This is a genomic window from Pedococcus sp. P2_D7 (assembly GCF_056404295.1).
Genome location: NZ_JBFUEH010000006.1, coordinates 307173 through 326826, shown reverse-complemented (window position 1 = coordinate 326826; position 19654 = coordinate 307173). Strand labels below are relative to the sequence as shown.

The 19654-nt window shown below is 69.9% G+C and carries 18 protein-coding genes; 13 read left to right on the top strand and 5 right to left on the bottom strand.

Annotation, left to right across the window (positions count from 1 at the left end):
* Positions 1-35 precede the first annotated feature (35 nt).
* A complete protein-coding gene (locus AC1DWJ_RS16545) occupies positions 36-1763 on the bottom strand; it encodes an ABC transporter transmembrane domain-containing protein (protein ID WP_477621382.1) in 1728 nt (575 codons plus the stop codon).
* A 122-nt stretch (positions 1764-1885) separates the two neighbouring features.
* Between AC1DWJ_RS16545 and AC1DWJ_RS16540 the strand changes: the two genes are divergently transcribed.
* The 7 genes from AC1DWJ_RS16540 (at position 1886) to AC1DWJ_RS16510 (ending at position 7691) form a co-directional block, all read left to right on the top strand.
* Positions 1886-3139, top strand: coding sequence for a YncE family protein (locus tag AC1DWJ_RS16540; RefSeq protein ID WP_477621381.1), 1254 nt, complete (start codon positions 1886-1888; stop codon positions 3137-3139).
* A 4-nt stretch (positions 3140-3143) separates the two neighbouring features.
* Entirely contained in the window at positions 3144-3887 is a 744-nt protein-coding gene (locus AC1DWJ_RS16535) for an SURF1 family protein (protein WP_457252724.1), read from the top strand.
* Positions 3880-4230 (top strand): DUF3817 domain-containing protein, encoded by a 351-nt coding sequence (locus tag AC1DWJ_RS16530; RefSeq protein ID WP_457252723.1) that lies wholly within the window; start codon positions 3880-3882, stop codon positions 4228-4230. Before AC1DWJ_RS16535 ends, AC1DWJ_RS16530 begins: the two co-directional genes overlap by 8 nt.
* A gap of 63 nt (positions 4231-4293) precedes the next feature.
* Positions 4294-5904, top strand: a complete 1611-nt coding sequence (guaA, locus tag AC1DWJ_RS16525) for a glutamine-hydrolyzing GMP synthase (protein WP_477621400.1) — start codon at positions 4294-4296, stop codon at positions 5902-5904.
* A gap of 54 nt (positions 5905-5958) precedes the next feature.
* Positions 5959-6654, top strand: coding sequence for a lysophospholipid acyltransferase family protein (locus AC1DWJ_RS16520; RefSeq protein WP_477621380.1), 696 nt, complete (start codon positions 5959-5961; stop codon positions 6652-6654).
* Positions 6655-6760: 106 nt separating this feature from the next.
* Positions 6761-6883, top strand: a complete 123-nt coding sequence (locus AC1DWJ_RS16515) for a hypothetical protein (protein WP_457252721.1) — start codon at positions 6761-6763, stop codon at positions 6881-6883.
* Positions 6884-7229: 346 nt separating this feature from the next.
* Positions 7230-7691, top strand: coding sequence for a hypothetical protein (locus tag AC1DWJ_RS16510; protein WP_477621379.1), 462 nt, complete (start codon positions 7230-7232; stop codon positions 7689-7691).
* Positions 7692-7700: 9 nt separating this feature from the next.
* Here the strand turns inward: AC1DWJ_RS16510 and AC1DWJ_RS16505 are convergent, their stop codons facing one another.
* The gene (locus AC1DWJ_RS16505) at positions 7701-8468 is read right to left on the bottom strand and encodes an IclR family transcriptional regulator (RefSeq protein WP_457252719.1); all 768 of its coding nucleotides are present in this window, start codon (positions 8466-8468) and stop codon (positions 7701-7703) included.
* 127 nt (positions 8469-8595) lie between these two features.
* Between AC1DWJ_RS16505 and AC1DWJ_RS16500 the strand changes: the two genes are divergently transcribed.
* Genes AC1DWJ_RS16500 through ptsP form a run of 4 tightly spaced genes read left to right on the top strand, consistent with a single transcriptional unit; the run spans position 8596 to position 13665 of the window.
* A complete protein-coding gene (locus AC1DWJ_RS16500) occupies positions 8596-9387 on the top strand; it encodes an MIP/aquaporin family protein (RefSeq protein WP_457252718.1) in 792 nt (263 codons plus the stop codon).
* A 37-nt stretch (positions 9388-9424) separates the two neighbouring features.
* Entirely contained in the window at positions 9425-10426 is a 1002-nt protein-coding gene (gene dhaK / locus AC1DWJ_RS16495; RefSeq protein ID WP_457252717.1) for a dihydroxyacetone kinase subunit DhaK, read from the top strand.
* Positions 10427-10428: 2 nt separating this feature from the next.
* Positions 10429-11067: a dihydroxyacetone kinase subunit DhaL gene (gene dhaL / locus AC1DWJ_RS16490; RefSeq protein WP_457252716.1), complete on the top strand. Its 639-nt coding sequence runs from the start codon at positions 10429-10431 to the stop codon at positions 11065-11067.
* Positions 11068-11124: 57 nt separating this feature from the next.
* Positions 11125-13665 (top strand): phosphoenolpyruvate--protein phosphotransferase, encoded by a 2541-nt coding sequence (gene ptsP, locus AC1DWJ_RS16485; RefSeq protein ID WP_477621378.1) that lies wholly within the window; start codon positions 11125-11127, stop codon positions 13663-13665.
* A 64-nt stretch (positions 13666-13729) separates the two neighbouring features.
* Here the strand turns inward: ptsP and AC1DWJ_RS16480 are convergent, their stop codons facing one another.
* Positions 13730-13966 (bottom strand): hypothetical protein, encoded by a 237-nt coding sequence (locus AC1DWJ_RS16480; protein ID WP_477621377.1) that lies wholly within the window; start codon positions 13964-13966, stop codon positions 13730-13732.
* A gap of 159 nt (positions 13967-14125) precedes the next feature.
* Here AC1DWJ_RS16480 and AC1DWJ_RS16475 point away from each other — a divergent pair, with 159 nt between their 5' ends.
* Positions 14126-18253, top strand: a complete 4128-nt coding sequence (locus AC1DWJ_RS16475; protein WP_477621376.1) for an nSTAND1 domain-containing NTPase — start codon at positions 14126-14128, stop codon at positions 18251-18253.
* 34 nt (positions 18254-18287) lie between these two features.
* A complete protein-coding gene (locus AC1DWJ_RS16470) occupies positions 18288-18629 on the top strand; it encodes a hypothetical protein (protein WP_457252712.1) in 342 nt (113 codons plus the stop codon).
* Positions 18630-18649: 20 nt separating this feature from the next.
* On the opposite strand, the gene AC1DWJ_RS16465 is transcribed toward AC1DWJ_RS16470, so the two are convergent.
* Both AC1DWJ_RS16465 and AC1DWJ_RS16460 read right to left on the bottom strand, forming a co-directional pair.
* Positions 18650-19000, bottom strand: a complete 351-nt coding sequence (locus AC1DWJ_RS16465; protein WP_457252711.1) for a VOC family protein — start codon at positions 18998-19000, stop codon at positions 18650-18652.
* A 132-nt stretch (positions 19001-19132) separates the two neighbouring features.
* Positions 19133-19648, bottom strand: a complete 516-nt coding sequence (locus AC1DWJ_RS16460; RefSeq protein ID WP_457252710.1) for a cupin domain-containing protein — start codon at positions 19646-19648, stop codon at positions 19133-19135.
* Positions 19649-19654: the final 6 nt, after the last annotated feature.

Genomic DNA, 19654 nt, shown 5'->3' with positions numbered 1-19654 from the left:
GGCGATCGGCAGGGTGCGTCGGGCGTGGTCGGTGATCACTGGTCGTCCTCCTCTCCGCGGATCACGATGTGTCGGTATGCCGCGTGGTCCAGCAGCTCGCGGTGCGTGCCGGTGAGCGTGGCGAGCCCGTCCTCGAGCACCACGACCACGTCGGCCTGGCCGAGCAGCAGCGGGCTGACGGTGGTGACCACGGTCGTGCGACCGCGCCGGTGCTCGGCGAGCCGGCCGGCGATGCGTGCCTCGGTGTGGGCGTCCACCGCGCTGGTCGGCTCGACCAGCACGAGGACGGGGGCCTCGGTGAGCAGCGCCCGCGACAGCGCCAGGCGCTGGCGCTGGCCGCCCGAGTAGGACCGACCGCGCTCCTCGACGGTGCCGTCGAGGCCGTCGGCGACCGCGTCGAGCACGTCGAGGGCGCTCGCCGTGGTGAGGGCGGACAGCACTTCGCGGTCGGCTGCAGCGCGTCCGTGGGCGTGGCCCCCGAGCTGCTCGCGCAGCACCCCGGTGAACAGTCGGGGGTCGGGTTCGCTGACCACGACGTGCCGGCGGACGTCGGCGATCGACAGGTCGTCGAGGCGCACGCCACCCCAGGTCGTCTGGTGCGGACCGGGTCCGTGTCGGCCCAGGCGGTCGGCCACTGCCGACGACTCCTCCGGCCGCGCGGACACGATGGCCGTCAGCAGGCCGCCGCGGATGACCGTGCCGGACAACGGGTCGACGAGGTCGGCGTCGGCGGACGGCACCGGGACCGTGCCCGGCCTCGCGGCGTCATGGTCGGGTTGGACCGCCATGACGCGCAGCATCTTGCCCGCGGCGATCTGCGCCCGGATGCCCCGGTCGACGACCTCGATCGCGGTCTGGAGCGGCATCGTGAGGAACGCCGTGTAGCCGTAGAAGGCCACCAGCTGACCGGCGGTGATGTCACCGGTCACCGCCTCGCGCGCGCCGAGCCAGGTCACCAGGACCACGAAGATGCCGGGGATGAGCACCTCGGCGGAGTCGAGGGCCGCCTGGATGCCGGCGACCTGGAACCCGCGCTCGCGGACCCTCGCCGACTGCTGCTCGTAGCGGCGCAGGAAGGTCTGCTCGCCACCGATGCCACGCAGCACCCGAAGCCCGGCGACGGTGTCGGCGCCGAGGGTGGTCAGGCGCCCGGCCTCCTCGCGCTGCCTCGCCTGGCGTCGCTGGAGCGGCCGGACGATGAGGCTCAGGCTGGCCAGCATGACCGGACCGCCGAGCAGCACCAGCCACCCGAGGGCGGGCGATGCGGCCAGCAGGATGGCGCCGACCACCGCGTAGCTCACCACGGCGCCGGAGAACCGACCCATCACGTCGTAGAGGCCGCCGAGCCGCATCACGTCGTTGGCGAAGACCGCCACGACCTCACCCGAGGGCATCGTGCGCGTCAGGGCCGGCCCGGCGCGCTCGGCTCCCCGGGCGGTGAGCTGCGCGCCGCGGTAGGAGGCGAAGAGCCAGTTGTAGACAGCGAAGTAGTGCCGGATGGCGGCCGTGACCGCGCAGATCGCGCCGAGCCCGATCAGCACCAGGGCCCAGCGGACCAGACCACCGAGGTCGCCCGGGACGATGCCGTCGTCGACGCCCTTGCCAACTGCGGCCGGCACCAACGCGATCGCCAGCATCCAGGCCATGCCCGCGAGCATCCCGAGCACCTGGGTGCGCCACTGCTGCCGACCGACCCAGAGCATGAACTGCGTGGTGCTGCGGGTGTCGGGTCGGCCGGGGTCAGGGAACGGGATCGTCTGCATCAGGGTCCCCACCGTATGCCGCGGCGACGACACCCCGACACCGATTTTCCGCCCGCCCGGTGAGCCTTCGGGGCGGCCGCGAGCACGCGGCATACCGTGACCTGCGGAAGGGGTGACTGGCGATGATGGTGCGCAAGGAAGCCGTCTACGTGCGCCGCAGGCGCGTTGCGCTCCTCGTCGTCGTGGCCTTCGTGGCGCTCAGCGTCCTCGGGGTCAGCCGGCTGGTCGGCGTCCTCTCCGGCGGCCCCGCTGAGGCCGCTGCTCCCCGGCCCGCGGCCGCCAAGCCGGCGGCTCCCATGCCCACCATCGCGGTGCCGACACCCCACCCGGTCGAGGTCCAGGGCGCCCCCGGTCCCGCGGCGAAGACGGCCATGGTGCGGGTCCTGCGCCTGAGTGGCGACCTGACCCCGAAGTCCGTGGTGGCCTCGAAGCAGGGCCTCGTCTTCGCCCAGAACATGATGTACAAGCACACCATCACGGCCTTCCGGGCCGACGGCGCGCGGCTCAAGTCCATCGACGACTCCGTCGACCTCGCGTCGTTCGGCGTCAAGGGGCACGAGGGCACCTCGAAGGGCTCGCCCGTCGAGGCGGCCTTCACCCCGGACGGGCGCTACGCGTGGGTGTCTAACTACTCGATGTCCGGCAAGGGCTACGGTTCCGAGGGGCTCGACACGTGCACCAAGGGCGACGGCACGTCGCCCAGCACGGTCTACCGGGTCGACACGACCACCTTAGCCATCGACAAGGTCGTGGCGGTCGGGTCGGTGCCCAAGTACGTCGCGGTGACGCCCGACGGCAAGACCGTGCTGGTCACCAACTGGTGCTCGTGGGACCTGTCCCTGATCAGCGCCTCCACCGGGAAGGAGGCGGCGCGGATCCCGTTGGGCGGCAAGTACCCTCGCGGCATCGCGGTCTCTCCCGACAGCCGCACTGCCTACATCGCGCTGATGGGTTCGGACCGGGTGGTCCGGGTCGACCTCGCCGCCCGGACGGTGCACCCCTTCGCGCAGACCGGGGACGGCCCGCGACACGTCGTCGAGAGCCCGGACGGGAAGTTCCTCTACGTCACCAACAACGGCGACGGCACCGTGAGCAAGGTCGAGCGACGCACCGGCACGGTGCTCGAGTGGGTCCGCACCGGCGAGCAGCCGAGGTCGCTGGCGATCTCGACGGACGGGGCAGCCATCTACTCGGTGAACTACGCGTCGTCGACGGTCACCAAGCTGCGCACGTCCGATCTCGAGGTCGTCGACGAGGTCAAGACCGACTACCACCCGATCGGCATCACCTACGAGCCGACCAGGAAGATGGTGTGGGTCGCCTGTTACGGCGGCAGCATCCTCGTCTTCGACGACTCGAGGCTTCCCGTAGCCTGACCCGGTGCTGCGAACCGCCCTGAAGCCTCGCTGGCTGGGCCTGTTCGCCCTGCTGCTCGCGATCATGGCCGCCTGCGCCCAGCTCGGGCTGTGGCAGCTGCACGTCGCTCAGGACAAGGGGCTCGCCGATGCGCTGCGCAAGGCGCACGAGGCGCGCCCCGCGCTGCTCGACACGGTCATCCGACCGCACGAGGCGTTCCCGAACCCGCAGTCCAACCGTGCCGTCACCGCCATCGGCAGGTATGCCGCGTCGGACCAGTTCCTCGTCGGGCCGCGCCGCCTCGGCGGGGTCACCGGCTACTGGGTCGTGACGCCGCTGGACGTGACCGAGACGGGTGCGCGGCTCGCCGTCGTGCGCGGCTTCGTCACTGACACGACGACCCCGATCGACCCGCCTGCCGGGGTGGTGTCGGTCGACGGCACCCTCGCGCCGGGGGAGGCGCCGGCCGACCCGCCTGCCGGTCTGCCCGCCTGGCCGCAGGAGGCTCGCGGATCGATCGACTTCTCGCTGCTGGTCAACGAGTGGCCGGGAGAGCTCTACAACGCGTTCGTCTTCGCCCAGGCGGAGAAGACCGGTGCGGGAGTCGGGATCCCGGCACCGGACGGGGTGAAGCGGGTGCCGCCGCCCGAGGTGACGGGCGGCCTGAAGTGGCGCAACGCGGCATACGCGCTGCAGTGGTGGATCTTTGGCGGCTTTGCCGCGTTCATGTGGTTCAGGATGGTGCGAGAGGATGCCCAGCGTGACTGAGACCGGTGTGAGTGAGATCAAGGACGTCGAGGCCGCCCGCAAGGCGCTCGGCTTCTTCAAGGTGATGGCGTTCGTCGTCGGCGTGGGGCTGTTGGTCCTCGTGACGGAGATGGTGCTGCGCTACGGGTTCGACAACCACGTCCTGGACTGGTGGCCCCAGCCGCACGGGTTCATCTACATCGTCTACCTCGTCGCCACCGCGAACCTCGGGTTCAAGGTCGGCTGGTCGCTCGGGAAGATGGTGCTGGTCATGCTGGCCGGGGTCGTGCCGTTCCTGTCGTTCTGGGCAGAGCGCAAGGTCGCCAGTGAGACCGAGGCGCGGCTGGCTGGGGCACGCCGGTAGCCTGTGCGCGTGAGCGACCCCGCAGCCGCCGACGTGGTGACCCAGGCCCAGGACGACGACCGGGTGGAGGCCCCCGACGCCGAGCGTTCGGACGAGCCGGCCACCCCTCTCCAGGCTCGGCCGGTGCTGGTGGTCGACTTCGGGGCGCAGTACGCGCAGCTGATCGCGCGGCGCGTGCGTGAGGCCAAGATCTACAGCGAGGTCGTGCCCCACACGATGGCGGTGGCCGAGATGCTCGCCAAGGACCCTGCGGCCATCGTGCTCTCCGGTGGCCCCTCCTCGGTCTACGAGGAAGGGGCCCCCGAGCTCGACCGGGCCCTGCTCGAGGCCGGCGTGCCGGTGTTCGGCATGTGTTACGGCTTCCAGGCGATGTCGCAGGCGCTCGGCGGGACCGTCGCCCACACCGGGCTGGGTGAGTACGGCGCGACGCCGGCGAACGTCTCCGACACCGAGTCGACGCTGTTCAACGGCCAGCCCGTCGACCAGTCGGTCTGGATGAGCCACGGCGACTCGGTCACCGAGGCCCCCGCCGGCATGTCCGTCACCGCGACCACGGCTGGTGCCCCGGTCGCGGCCATCGAGGACGACGAGCGGCACCTCTACGGCGTGCAGTGGCACCCCGAGGTGATGCACTCGACGTTCGGGCAGCGCGTGCTGGAGAACTTCCTCTACCGCGGGGCCGGGCTCTCGCCCGACTGGACCGCCTCCAACGTGGTCGACGAGCTGGTCGACGCGATCCGCGAGAAGGTCGGCGACTCCCGGGTGCTCTGCGCGCTGTCCGGTGGCGTCGACTCGTCCGTCGCGGCGGCCCTGGTGCAGAAGGCCGTCGGCGACCAGCTGACCTGTGTCTTCGTCGACCACGGTCTGCTCCGCGCCGGGGAGGCCGAGCAGGTCGAGAAGGAGTTCGTCGCGGCGACCGGGGTCGACCTGGTGGTCGTGGACGCGCGCGAGCAGTTCCTGTCGGCGCTGGCCGGGGTGTCGGACCCCGAGGAGAAGCGCAAGATCATCGGCCGCGAGTTCATCCGCGTCTTCGAGCAGGCCGCCCGTGACGTCGTAGGGTCGCGCGGTGACTCCGACCACCCCGTGGAGTTCCTGGTCCAGGGCACGCTCTACCCCGACGTCGTCGAGTCCGGCGGCGGCACGGGCGCAGCCAACATCAAGTCGCACCACAACGTGGGCGGGCTTCCCGAGGACCTGCAGTTCAAGCTCGTCGAGCCGCTGCGTTCGCTCTTCAAGGACGAGGTGCGCCAGGTCGGTCTCGAGCTCGGGGTGCCGGAGGCGATCGTGTGGCGCCAGCCCTTCCCGGGGCCGGGGCTCGGCATCCGCATCGTCGGCTCGGTGACTGCCGAGCGGCTGGAGATCCTGCGGGCCGCTGACGCGATCGCGCGACACGAGCTGTCGGCGGCTGGGCTCGACCGCGACATCTGGCAGTGCCCGGTGGTGCTGCTCGCCGATGTTCGTTCGGTGGGCGTCCAGGGTGACGGGCGCACCTACGGTCACCCCGTCGTGCTGCGCCCGGTCTCGTCCGAGGACGCGATGACCGCCGACTGGACCCGCGTGCCCTACGACGTGCTCGCCAAGATCTCCACGCGCATCACCAACGAGGTCCGTGAGGTCAACCGGGTCGTGCTCGATGTGACCAGCAAGCCGCCGGGCACCATCGAGTGGGAGTAGTGCGTGCGGCCAGGTAGGGCGCGCGGTCTCAGCACGGCCAGCGTCAACGACGCCGTGAGCCGTGCCGTGATGCGCCATGTGCTCATCGGGCCCCCGCTCAAGCTGCTCACCGGGCTGCACGTCGAGGGTCGCGAGAACGTGCCGCGCGAGGGTGGGCTCATCGTCGCGTCGAACCACCTGTCGTTCATCGACTCGATCGTGATCCCGCTCGCCTCGGGACGACAGGTGCACTTCCTCGGCAAGGCCGAGTACTTCCAGGGGTCTGGTCTGCGTGGGGCTGCCGTGCGCTGGTTCCACTCGACGGCCGGCACCATCCCCGTAGACCGCTCCGACCCGCGGGCCGCCGGTGCGTCGCTCGAGCTGTCGGAGGACGTGCTGCGCCAGGGGGAGGCCTTCGGCGTCTATCCCGAGGGCACCCGCTCGCCCGACGGGCGGCTGCACCGCGGCCGCACCGGCGTGGCCCGCATGGCGCTCTCCACCGGGGCGACCTTGCTGCCCTGCGCCGTGATCGGCACCGACCACGTGCAGCCCTCTGGTTCCAACGGTTTCCGCCCCGCGAAGGTCACCGTCAAGTTCGGTATGCCGGTCGACGTCGGCGGTCTCTCGGCTCGCTTCCAGAAGGCTGCCCTGTTGCGAGCCATCACGGATGCCACGATGGACGCGATCGGTGAGCTGTCAGGGCAGGAGCGTTCCGGTCTCTATGCCTCCGACGTGAAGGCCGCCATGGAGGCGAGCAAACCGTCCGCGTGAGCGTGGCCCACTGAGCCCCAGTTGGAAGGCGGACGCTGCCAGGACGGGGTGCGCCCCGACTCCCGCGCATGGTGTGAACGGAGGCAGCGCGGGGTAGACATGCCGCATGCGTATGGGAAGAGTCGACGTCCGGCCCCTCGGGGGCGCCGCAGGCTGCCTCATGATGATCCTCGTGTCAGTGCTCCTGTCGGTGGTGCTGACAGTCGGCCTCAACCTGCTCTTGCGCTGAGGCCCTCCCGGTTCGTCAGGGGTCCACCTGTTCGGCCACGGAGCCGACGTCCGCAATCTCCCACGCTTCGGAAACCTTGCCATCGCGCGAACGCCTCGACGTCTCCCGGGTCCCCGGCGGCCAGCCAGCGGGCAACCACAGTGAGGCGCTGATCCTCCTCCCCATTGTCGCGCCTCATGGGCAGTGACGTCAGGCCGATGGAGCGGGTCTGTGTCGTCCTCGGGTCCACAACGGTGGCCCCGCGGATGACGCACTCGGACCGTGCGGCTGATGACATGCGTCGTGGCCGGCGAGATGGTTTGTGGGTAACCCGTTGCAGGACAGAGAAGACTTCTCAGGAGCTGCCATGCAAGCGTTCGCGAGTCTGATCCGACGGGTGATGCCGCAGCCTTGGAACGGATACCTGCTCGCGGCGCTGGTGTTGTGGCTCCTTGCGCTGGTCGCTACCCAGGCGGCGGCGTTCTTGACCGCCCCGGAGCCTTCCGCCTCGGCCTATCACCTGGCGGCTGGGCTCATGGTCACAGTGTGGGTGGCCACGGTCCTGTTCGGGTTCGCCATCGGCTGGACGAGACGCGCCTCGAGCATCGTGCGGTGTGCCCTCTTCGGCGCGTTCGTGCTGACCACGGCGCAATTTCTGCTCACCCACTGGGTGCCTGGAGGTGGCGAGCCCGTCTTCCCCATGCCCGTCAACTTCCTCATTGCCATGGTGATCAACGGAATCTGTGCAGGAGTCTTGCTGGGCCTTGGTGCCCTCGCCGCGGCAGGAGCTCACCGGTGGGGGCGCCCTCGCACCACACACCGCGTGTGATGGTGCGCTCTAGTTGCGCCCATCCACGCGTGGGGGCCACGCCTGCGCGCCCAGCTCCCGCGACACGGATCGCGCCGTGTCCCGAACCAGGTCACGCGACTCGTGGCGGGCAACGTCGCCATCCGAGGGGATCACGACCCCCACGGCCCCGACGGCCTCTCCGTACGAATCGAAGACAGGGCTCGCCAGCGAGCTCTCACCAAGCACAGCCTCGTCCTGCTCGAGGGCGATGCCGGTCGAACGGATCTCCTCCAGCTGCTCGCGAAGCTGGTCGGCGGAGGTGATCGTCTCGCCGGTCATGCTGCGCAGCTCTCCTGAGGTCAGCACTCGCTTCTCATCCTCAGGCAGGAAGGCGAGCAGAGCCTTGCCGAGGGCGCTCGCATGGGCCGGGATGACAATGCCCACCTCCGGCATCTGGCGACTGCCATCCGGGCGCGGCTCGTGGTGGATGATCACGACGTCGTCGACGAGGAGCACGCCGGTGCGCACGGCCAGACCCGTGCGCCGGGCGAGGTCTTCGGCCCAGGGGATGGCCTTGGACCTGAGCTCCAACGTGTCGAGATAGACGTTGCCGAGCCGAAGAACGGCCGGGCCGAGCTGATAGCGACTCGAACCGCGCTCCTGCACCACCATCCCGTGCTCGACCAGGCTGCGGACGATCCCGTGAGTGGTCGAGGGCGCGAGATCGAGGCGGGCGGCCAGCTCCGACAGGCTCATCCGCCGCGCTCCCTGAAGCGCGCTGAGAACCCGGATGGCGCGATCGACCGATTGGATCACGTTTGTCCTCTCCGCTGTGACCTACTTCACGAAAACTCTTGCCGTCCAGTGAATCATAGGGGTAGCCTCCAAATCACGTTCGACAATATCGAATACAATTCAGACAACTTGCAAAGGGGCAAGGGCGATGCTTGACGAGACCAATCTCCTCCAGCGTTTGGGCGCTGAGGTCATCGGAACGGCTTTCCTGGTGTTCATCGGCGTGGGATCCGTCCCCGCCACTCTCATCGTCAACGGCAAGGCGCCGTTCACCATGGCCGACCTGGGCGTCATCTCCCTGGCGTTCGGCACCGTGGTCGTTGCCACCGTCTACGCCTTGGGGCATGTCGGCGGCAACCACATCAACCCGGCGGTCACCCTGGGCCTGGCCGTATCCGGCAAGTTCCCGTGGGCCCAGGTGCCGGCCTACATCGGAGCCCAGGTCGTCGGTGCGATCGTCGGGGCTGCCGCGATCATCGGTGTCCTCGGTCACAAGGCGAGCGACGTGGGCCTGGGTGTTGCTTCCTACGGCGACATCAGCTGGCTGCAGGCCTTCACGGCCGAGTTCGTGGGCACCTTCATCCTCGTGTTCACCATCTTCGGGGTCATCCACCGCAAGGCCGCCGCGGGGTTCGCCGGCGTTGCCATCGGCCTGGTCGTCTTCGCGGCCATCATCCCTGTCGCTCCGGCAACGGGCGCATCCATCAACCCGGCTCGTACCGTGGGTCCCATGCTTGTCCAGCAGCTCGCGGGTGGCGAGGTGAAGTGGGCCCAGCTCCCGGTGTACCTCGCGGCCGAGCTCCTCGCCGGAGTGGTGGCCGCCCTGCTGTACGGCCTGCTCACCCGCACCCCGGCTGACCGTGCCGTCGCGGCTCCCGGGCTGGACCTCGGAGACCCCGACCCGCAGGCCACCATCTCTCGTCAGACCAGCACCGTCTGACGCCTCTCGAACCCGTTGACTGCGAAAAGAGACTCTGATGAAGAAGTTGATCAACGACCCGAACGACGTCGTCGTGGAGGCACTGCGCGGCATCGAAGCCGCTCACCCCGACCTGCGGGTCGACCACGACAGCAAGGTCATCTACCGCGGTGACGCGCCCAAGCAAGGCAAGGTGGGCCTCATCTCCGGTGGAGGGTCCGGGCATGAACCGCTGCACGGCGGATTCGTCGGCCTGGGCATGCTCGACGCGGCGTGTGCCGGTGAGATCTTCACCTCCCCGGTGCCGGGGCAGATCCTGGCCGCGACCAAGCTGGTTGACGGAGGGGCAGGGATCCTGCACGTCGTGAAGAACTACACCGGCGACGTGATGAACTTCGAGATGGCGGCAGAGATGGCGGCCGCGGAGACCGGAGCCCGCATCGTGTCGGTGGTCACCGACGACGACGTGGCGGTCCAGGACAGCACCTGGACCGCTGGGCGACGGGGAGTCGGCGTCACCGTCCTCCTGGAGAAGATCGCCGGAGCGGCGGCGGAGCAGGGTCGTGACCTCGACGAGGTCGCCCAGGTCGCGCGCACCGTCAACGAGAACGGTCGAAGCATGGGCCTTGCCCTCACCTCGTGCACGGTGCCGGCTGCAGGCCGCCCGACCTTCGACCTGGGCGACGACGAGATGGAGCTCGGTGTCGGCATCCACGGAGAACCCGGCCGGGCGCGGTTGCCGCTCGCCCCGGCGAGCGAGATCGCCGCCCTTTTGGTCGAGCCGATTCTGGCCGACCTGCCGTTCGCCAGGGGCAACCCCGTCATCGCGTTCGTCAACGGTCTCGGCGGCACCCCGCTCATCGAGCTCTACGTGATCTTCAACGAGGTCCAGAAGATCCTCGGCGGGCGCGGCGTGCCCATCGCCCGGTCGCTCGTCGGCTCCTACATCACCTCACTCGACATGGCCGGCGTCTCGATCACCCTGCTCAGGGTCGATGACGAGCTGCTCTCCCTCTGGGACGCTCCTGTCAACACCGCAGCATTGAGATGGGGCATCTGAGCATGAGCGACACCGTGACCACGGCGGTCTTCGAGCAATGGGTGCGCGGATTCGCACATCTCATCGCCACCAACCGCGAGCACCTGACCGAGCTCGACGCAGCGATCGGCGACGCCGACCACGGGTCGAACATGGACCGGGGCATGAAGGCCGCCGTGGCTGCGCTCGATGAAAGCCAGCCGCCGACGGCGGGCGCGCTGCTGACCAAGGTGGGGATGACGCTGGTCTCGACGGTAGGCGGGGCCAGCGGGCCTCTCTTCGGGACGTTCTTCATGAGGATGGGCGGCTCGCTGGGGCCCACCGCCGAAACGGTCTCGGCAGGCGACGTCGCAGCGGCGCTGCGAGCCGGTCTCGGAGGCATCGTCGATCGAGGTAAGGCCGCCCCCGGCGACAAGACGATGTATGACGCCCTGGCGCCTGCCGTCGATGCGCTGGAGGCAGCGCTCGCCGACCACGCCTCCCTGGCCACCGGGCTCAAGGCGGCCCGGGATGCCGCCGCTGCGGGTCGCGATGCCACCACACCCATGCTGGCGCGCAAAGGGCGGGCCAGCTACCTCGGGGAGCGCAGCGTGGGCCATCAGGATCCCGGGGCGGCGAGCGTGGCGCTGCTGCTCGAAGCTGCAGCCGATGCGGCCTCCTGAGCCGGCCCGCCATCGAACACTCACGTTCAGCACGAGCAGCAGCGGAGGGCAGTACCAATGACCGAGGGCACATCCGCCAACCCGCCCGCAACAGACACCGAGTGCCGTGTCGGCCTGGTCGTGGTCTCCCACAGCCGCGCGCTCGCCCTGGCGGCCGTGGCGCTGGCCGGGGAGATGCTCCATGGCCGCCCGGTGAAGATCGAAGTGGCGGCCGGCCTTGATGGAACGACCTTCGGCACCGACGCGGTCAGCATCATGCAGGCGATCGAACGGGCGGACGGCCCAGGCGGCGTCGTGGTCCTGATGGACCTCGGCAGCGCGGTACTCAGTGCCGAGCTGGCGCTCGACCTCCTTCAGGACACCTCCATCCGCGATCGTGTGACGCTGTCGCCGGCCCCCTTGGTCGAAGGCCTCATCGTTGCCGCTGTCGCCGCAGCGGGAGGCGCCAGCAGGGCGGAGGTCGCGGCTGAGGCGCGAAACGCGGTGATGGGTAAGGCAGCGCACCTGTCGCCCCCGGAGCCCGGGATCACGCCGGAACCCGGCGACGAGGCTGGAGCAGCCGTCGTCGGAGTGTTTCCAGTGGCCAACCCCCACGGCCTGCACGCCCGACCGGCCGCCCGACTCGTCAGCGAGGTGCGCGCCCTCGATGCGTCCGTCCAGCTGCGCAACCTCACCACCGGCGCCGGGCCTGTTCCTGCCGCCAGCCTGAGCCGAGTCGCAACGCTCACGGCGCTGCAGGGGCACGACGTCGAGGTTCGTGCCACCGGGCCGCAGGCCCAGGAGGCCGTCGAGCACGTCCTCGCGCTCGCCAGGCGACGGTTCGACGAACCCCCCGAGCAGGTCCCAGCACGACTCGCTCTGCCCCGACCCACCCCCCGTCGCAGCGGACCGCTGCCAGCCTCCCCAGGAATCGCCATCGGGCCGGTCCGCCGCCTTGCCGCAGCGCCCGTCGACCTGGACCAGCAACCCGCGGGGGAGCCGGCCGCGGAATGGCGGCGGGTCCTGGAGTCTGTGGCGGCCGTACGCCGCGAGATCGAGCACGTCCGGGTTCTCACCGAACGCGAAGTCGGGCCTGACCAGGCCAGCATCTTCGACGCGCACCTGTCCCTTCTCACCGACACCGAACTGCTCGGCGACGTCAAGGCCCGCATTCGTCCCGGCACTGGCGCGGTTGCCGCCTGGGCCGGCGCACTTGCCGACATCGAACGACAGTGGGCCGAGCTTCCCGACCCCTACCTCCGGGAGCGAGCAGCCGACGTCCACGCGGTGGGCGAACAGGTGCTGCAGGCTCTGACCGGCCAACCAGCACGCCAGATGACGGGACAGGGTGTTCTGGTTGCCAGCGACCTCACGCCCGCCGAGACCGCAGGCTTGGACCTCGCTCAGGTGACCGGAGTGGTCCTCGCCCAGGGGAGTGCCACCTCGCACGCGGCCATCCTGGCGCGGGCCCGCGACATCCCGGTCGTCGTCGCGGCCGGCCCCGAGGTACTGGGCATCCCCGAAGGCACGACGATCCTCCTGGACGGCGGGACCGGCGCGCTGCACCTCGATCCCGCGCCCGAGCTGATCGACGAGTACCAGCGCCGGGCCGCCGAGGCCGCGCAGCAACGTGTTCGGCAGGTTGCCCTTGCCGACCAGCCCGCGGTATCCCGTGACGGCACGCGCATCCTCGTCGCTGCCAACCTCGGATCCCTGAGCGACGCGCGGGCCGCGCTCTCGGCCGGGGCGGACGGCGCCGGCCTGGTGCGCACGGAGTTCCTCTTCCTCGACCGGACCGCCGCTCCCGACATCAACGAACAGCAGAACCAGTACGACTCCATCGCCGAGGCCATGGAGGGTCGGCGCATCACCCTGCGAACCCTCGACGTCGGCGGAGACAAGCCACTGCCATACCTGCCCATGCCACAGGAGGCCAACCCGTTCCTCGGCCAGCGCGGCATACGGCTGAGCCTGACGCACCGGGACCTGCTGCGCGATCAGATGGCCGCCATCTGCCACACGGCGCGGCACTCCCCGACCAGCATCATGCTCCCCATGGTCTCGACCCCCGACGAGATGATCGAGGCGAGACAGGTCCTCATCGAAGCTGCCGGACCATTGGGCCTGCCTTCCGGTCTGCACATCGGCACGATGATCGAGGTCCCCGCCGCTGCGCTCAAGATCGAGGCCTTCCTGCCGTACGTCGACTTCGTCAGCATCGGCACCAACGACCTGACCCAGTACACGCTCGCGGCAGAGCGCGGGAACGGCGCCGTCGCCGCCCTCTCAGACGCCCTCGACCCGGGCGTGCTCCGCCTGATCGACCACGTCTGTCGAGCAGCGAAGGGTCGAATCGACGTTGCTGTCTGTGGCGAGGCGGCTTCCGACGAACTAGCCATTCCGGTCCTGGTCGGGCTCGGCGTTCGAGAGCTCAGCGTCTCGCCTCCCGCGGTTCCCAGGGTCAAGGCGGCCATCCGTCAGCTCGACGTCGAGCAGTGCGCATCCCTGGCGCGGCAGGCACTGACGTTGCCGGGCGCCAACGAGGTCCGCAAGCTCGTCCTCGCCACCATGGCGGAGACGCAGGGCGACCCGGAAAGCGCAGATCCTGGCGCGATGTAGGGCTTCACTCATGAACCAGAACCGGGAAGGCCAAGGTTGAGCGGCATCCCGAAGCGACGGATGGTCAGGCGAGAGGGATCCAGCTCGGAGCGGGCACACCATTGCCGGTGAGGTTGTCGCACTTGACGAACTGGGTCCCCACCCGGGCGAGTGCGCAGGGGCGGTCGTCGGGAATGATCTGGACGACCTTCGGGCCCGGGTCCTGGCGGGCGCTGGCGGGGAGGGTTCCGGCGCCGAGGAGGCTGGTCATGACGATGGAGGTGGCGATCGTTGTGGCGATGGTGCGGCGAGTGGTGAACATGATCGGTTCCTTTGAGACTCGAGGGCGGTCGACCTGGGTGCCGGACCTCCCGTGGTCAGACCGTTCTGACACGAGGTGGTTCCAGCCCGGTGCTGGGGCGGTATCAGCGGGGTATCAGCACGATTGACCGCGGTCTCAGGCCGGAGGACTGTGAGGCGCATGGACATTGGCGTCCTCGGGCCACTCGTGGTGACCGGAGCGCTCGAAAACCTCCCTCGTGGCCTGCCGCCACGAGACAGGGTCGTGCTGGAAGCCCTGGCGGTGTGGCCGGGCGAGGAGCTGAGCCTGGAGGTGCTGGCCGACGCGCTGTGGGGTGACGCGCCACCGGAGTCATGGCCCAAGGTCGTGCAGGGGTGTGTGATGCGGCTGCGCAAGGCGTTGGGGGCCGAGGTCATCGAGACGACGCCACACGGATACCGTCTCGTCGTTCACGCTGACGGCCTCGATCACCGTCGCTTCGAGCGGCTGGTGGCACTCGCCGGGGAACACCTGGCCCGTGGTGAGCCGGAGCGGGTGGCCTTCCTCGCGGGTGAGGCGTTGGACCTCTGGCGCGGCCGACCACTGGCGGACCTCGAGGAGTGGGCACCTGGCCGCGCCTTCGCCGAGCGGCTGTCCGAGCTGCGCCTCGACGCAGAAGACCTGCAGACAGAGGCCGCCCTCCGGGTCGGGCGCCAGCGGGAGGTGCTCCAGAGCGCTCAGGCGCGGGTCGTCGATGCGCCGATGCGGGAACGCCGGTGGGCGCTCCTCGCGCTGGCGCAGTACCAGTCAGGGCGGCAGGGCGACGCACTGCAGACCCTGCGGCGTGCCCGGTCGATGCTCGGCACGGAGCTGGGGCTGGACCCGGGCCCCGAGCTGGTGCAGCTCGAGCAGGCCATCCTGCGGCAGGACCCCTCCCTGGTAGCGGCGACAGCCATGCCCGAGTCGAGCGTCACGTGTCCCTATCCCGGCCTTCTGCCCTACGAGCTGTGGGACAGCGAGGTGTTCTTTGGTCGGGACACCGACGTGACCTCCTGCCTGGCACGGCTGGACACGGCGGGCGTCCTGGCTGTGGTGGGCCCGTCCGGATCCGGGAAGTCGTCCCTCGTGCGCGCCGGGGTGGGGGCTGCGCTCCAGCGCGATGGCCGACGGGTGGTGGTGGTCACCCCTGGCGCCCATCCGCTCGACGCCCTCAGCGCGCTGCGGTCCAAGCGGGCCGTCCTCGTGGTGGACCAGTGCGAGGAGGCGCTCGCCTCAGACGGCGACGCCACGGAGCAGTCGGCGTTCTTCGACGCGCTGGTGCAGCACTGTGAGACGGGCGCCCTGGTCGTCGCCTTCAGAGCGGACCGGCTGGGCGGGCTATCTGAGCACCTCGAGCTGGCACGGCTCGTCGAGCGCGGCCTCTATGTGTTGGGAGGAATGGGAGTCGAGGACCTGCACAGCGCTGTCGAAGGCCCCGCCCGGCGGGCCGGCCTTCGGCTCGAACCCGGACTCGTGGACCTCGTGGTGCGGGAGGTCGAGGGCGAGCCGGGCGCGCTGCCCCTGCTGTCGCACGTGCTCCGCCAGACCTGGGAGCGCCGCGAGGGCAGCACGCTGACCGTGGGCGGCTACACGGCCTCTGGTGGGGTGCGCGAGGCGGTGGCGCAGTCCGCGGAGGCGGTCTACGAGCAGGTCGAGCCGGACCAGCGAGGCATGCTGCGAGATCTCATGCTCCGCCTGGTTTCCCCGAATCCTGACGGCGACCCGGTCAGGACGCGGATGGCCCGGCACCAGCTCGCCATCGACGAGCAGCACGAAGCGATCATCGAGCAGCTGGTGCGCGCCCGTCTGGTCAGCAGCGACGACGGTTCCCTCGAGATCGCTCATGAGGCGCTGGCGCGGGTGTGGCCACGGCTGCGCGCTTGGCTGGACGACGACGTCGAGGGCCAGCGGATTCTGCGTCACCTCGTCGTGACGGCGGAGACCTGGTCGTCGATGGGCAGACCCGATAGCGAGCTCTACCGAGGGGTCCGGCTCGACAGGGCGGTGGAGTGGCGCCGGGCCGCGGCACCCGACCTCACGGCGGCCGAACAGGAGTTCCTCGACTCATCGGAACGGACGGCCGAGCAAGAACGCAGGAACGCCGAAGCACAGATCCGGCTCGAGCGCCGCACGAACCGTCGCCTGCGGACGCTGCTTGCCGGTGTGGCCGCCCTCCTGGCGGTGGCCATCGTCGCCGGCTCCATAGCCGTGACAGCAGCGCAACGCGCCGACACCCAGGCCCTGGCCGCCGATGCCAGACGCGTCGGCGCCCAGGCTTTGGCCTCCGGGGAGGCAGACACCTCGCTCATGCTCGCGATGGCCGGCGTCGCGGCGTACGACTCCGTTGACACGCGCAGCAACCTCCTGGCCGAGGTCGACAGGCTGCCCGGCCTGCTGAGATCCGTGCACGCCGACGTCGGGGCGATCTTCACCGTCTCGACCAGTGCCGTGCACGGGCGCGTCGCCGTGGGGGCCCTTGATGCGGGAGTGGTCGTCTTCGACGGGACGACCCTGCGCGAGCTTGGTCGCAACCGGGTGGGGGGTGCCCTGGCCGCCGAGTACAGCCCGGACGGCACGCTGCTCGCGGTCTCCGCGGGCGACCTGACCAGCCAGCAACAGGGTGAGGGTCGCACCAACCCACTACCGGTTCGCCTGCTCGACGTGCAGGGGCGGCTGGCGCCGCGCCAGCCACGCGGCATACCGGCGGGTTTCTTCGCCTACGACCGGGCCAGCTTCAGCCCCGACGGACGCTGGCTGGCAGTCGCGCTCCGCAAGGACGAGCGGTGGCTCGTGGCGGTGTGGGACGCGCGCGCCCCCGACACGCCGGCAGCCCTGCTGACCATGCCCACATGGGTCAGGTTCGTCGGTGTCAGCAAGGACGGCAGGACGCTCTACACCGAGGGCACCGACTTCCGGATGTGGGACCTGCCCGCCGGGACGCTGCGCCACGCCGTGACCTTTGAGGAGCTCGGCTTCGCCGGACTCCCCGAAGACTTCAGGCTCAGCCCGGACGGCCGAACCATCGCCATCCCCCTGGGCATTGACGTGGCGCTCCTCGACACCGCCACGCTGCGGGTGCGCCAACGCGCTGTCACCAAGGGTCGCCCGGGCAATGTGAGCTTCTCCGCCGACGGCACCCGGCTGGCCAGCAGCGACGACGGATATGTCGTCTGGGACCTGAGCGGCCCTGAGCCCGCCGAGATGTTCCGCACCGACCGGTGGGGCACGATGGCACCGGCCCTGAGCCCTGACGGGCGGACGCTGTACACGGCCGGGATCAACGGCCGCGTCCTGGCGTGGGACGTCGAAGGCAGCCGGCGATTCCTGCCCGTGAGGCCGGGCCCTCCGCGGGACGAGCCGGACGGCCCCGCACGCGTGTCGGACGACGGCCAGGCGATCGCCTACTGGGGTGGCCAAAAGCTCCAGGCGCGCGACGTGGCGACCGGAAAGGTCGGCCCGCTGATCCGCCCGGGAACGACCGGGGGGCGGTGGGCGGACCTCGCCTGGTCACCCGACCACCAGCGCCTGGTGGGGGTCTATGGCGATGACCTCGTGCAGGTGTGGGATCCATGGACCGGCCGCAGGATCGCCAGGGCGAGCGTCGCCCCCGATGCCGTCAGCACCGCAGGCTTCACCAGGGACGGCAGGCTCCTCCTCGTCGGCACCGCAGGCGGGATGATCCACGTGTTGGACGCATCCACCCTGAAGCTGATCCGGTCGGCCGTCCCCGTGGGAGTCGGCGCGATCGTCTCCCTCGACGCCAGCCCGGACGGGCACACCGTCCTGGTCAACGGGAGGGACGGCCCCCGTTTCGTGGACTTCCGCTCCGGACGGGTGGATCCCACTCCACCACCCGCGTCCGGGATCTACTCACCGGACGGCCAGCGGATCGGCGCGACCAAGGGCGACCAGATCGGGTTGCTCGACGCGGAGTCTCGTGACTGGATCGCGCGACCGAGCGCCGCCCAGCCGTATGGCGGTCCGTACAGCGCCTTCTCCAGCGACGGAAGTGCGTTCGCCACCAGTGACCTCAAGAAGGTGGCCGTCTGGAACGGCCGCACCGGCGAGTTCATCGGTGCAGTTGCTGTTGCCGAGGCGGCCATGGGGTTCCTGAACCCGTCAACCCTGGTCATCGCAGGCGCCGACGGCTCGGTCAGGACGTGGGACCTCCGTGCCGAAACGTGGACAGCGAAGACGTGCCAGATGGCAGGACGCGGTCTCACGAAGGACGAATGGAACATCTTCCTCCCCGACCGTGCCTACCGGGACCCATGCCGAGCCAGGCGATGATGAGATTGCCTGCCGTTTCGAACGGGAAGGTGACATGACCGTTGAGCCGTCGAGAGACGCCGCACGCCACGTCCGGCGTGCTGCTCTCCTCCTTGCCCTGGCGAGCCTTCCGTCTGTGGTGGCAACAGCCCTAGAGCGTGGCTGGGTCCCGGAGTCCGGTATGACCCGATGGATGTTTGACAGCGACTTCGTCCTGCTCGGGATCTGCCTCACGCTTGGGCTGGCCATTGCCGCCTGGCGCTCTTCGCTGGCCGCCATGAATGCTCGCCCGGCCGGGAGCGTCGCTTCCCCGATGTCGTCAGTCGTGTTTCTCCTCTCGGTCCTGGTCACCATCGCCACGGCGCTCGTGGCCATCGGGTTACTCCTCCTGAACTAGGACCGGGGCCGCGGCGCCGGTCACACTTGCTGGGCCAAACCGACGACATGACCCTGAGGGTCGGCGATCAGCGCGAATGACACGCCGGGAACGCTGACCGGCTCCTGGACGACACGTCCGCCGAGGCGAGTCGCGTCGGCGATGGCGCTGGCCATGTCCTCGACGCCGACGAAGAACGTGACCAGGTCGCCGTCGCCCTGCAGCGGGCTGATCGCGGTGTACAGGGCGTCGGGCACGCCTGTCTCGACGAAGGTGTAGCCGGGGAAGGCGCCTTCGGTGGGGTAGGTCCACCCGAACAGCTCCCCGAAGAATGCTCGTGTTGCGTCGGGGTCGCTCGAACGGATCTCGGCGTGCACGATCGAATGACTCATGATGACCTCCGGCTCTGCGGGGCCACCGGGCGTGGCCTCCAACCAGATGACGTTCGAGCCCGGCCCGAATCGACAGTGGTCAGCGACCAGTTGCCCGAGCGACTGCGACGATTCCCGCTGCAGGCAATCGGCTCAGCGGGTGCCGGGCGGCGGCGTGAGGTCGTAGCGGGCGATCACGTCGTCCAGCCACGGCGCGCCCCCCATCTCAAGGCCGTGTCTCCGCGCGAGAGCTGCGATGACCTCGGGGTCTGGTGGGCCGTCGGCCGCGGCCTCGCCGACTCCCCAGAAGAAGTGCTCGAAGCCAGCCGGGCTGATCACCTCGATCATGCGAGCCGGGACCTTGCCCGCGTTCCACATCGTGTGGGTCTCGCCCCGGGGCTTCGTGATGTAGCCGCCCGGACCCAGGACCACCTCCCGGTCCCCAGAACGGAAGCCGATCTCGCCTTCGGTCACGATGGAGTACTCGTCCTCCTTGGTGTGCAGATGCGGCGGAACGCAGGCGCCGACGGGGAACGGGTGCTCGACGATCGACACGAGCCCGTTGGTCTGCTCGCCGAACAGCTTGAAGACCACCCCGATCGTGCCGAGGAAGGTCTCCTGTCCCTCGCCTGGCTGAAGGATCGTCAGTTCCGGTGCCTCGATGCTCATGCGCGG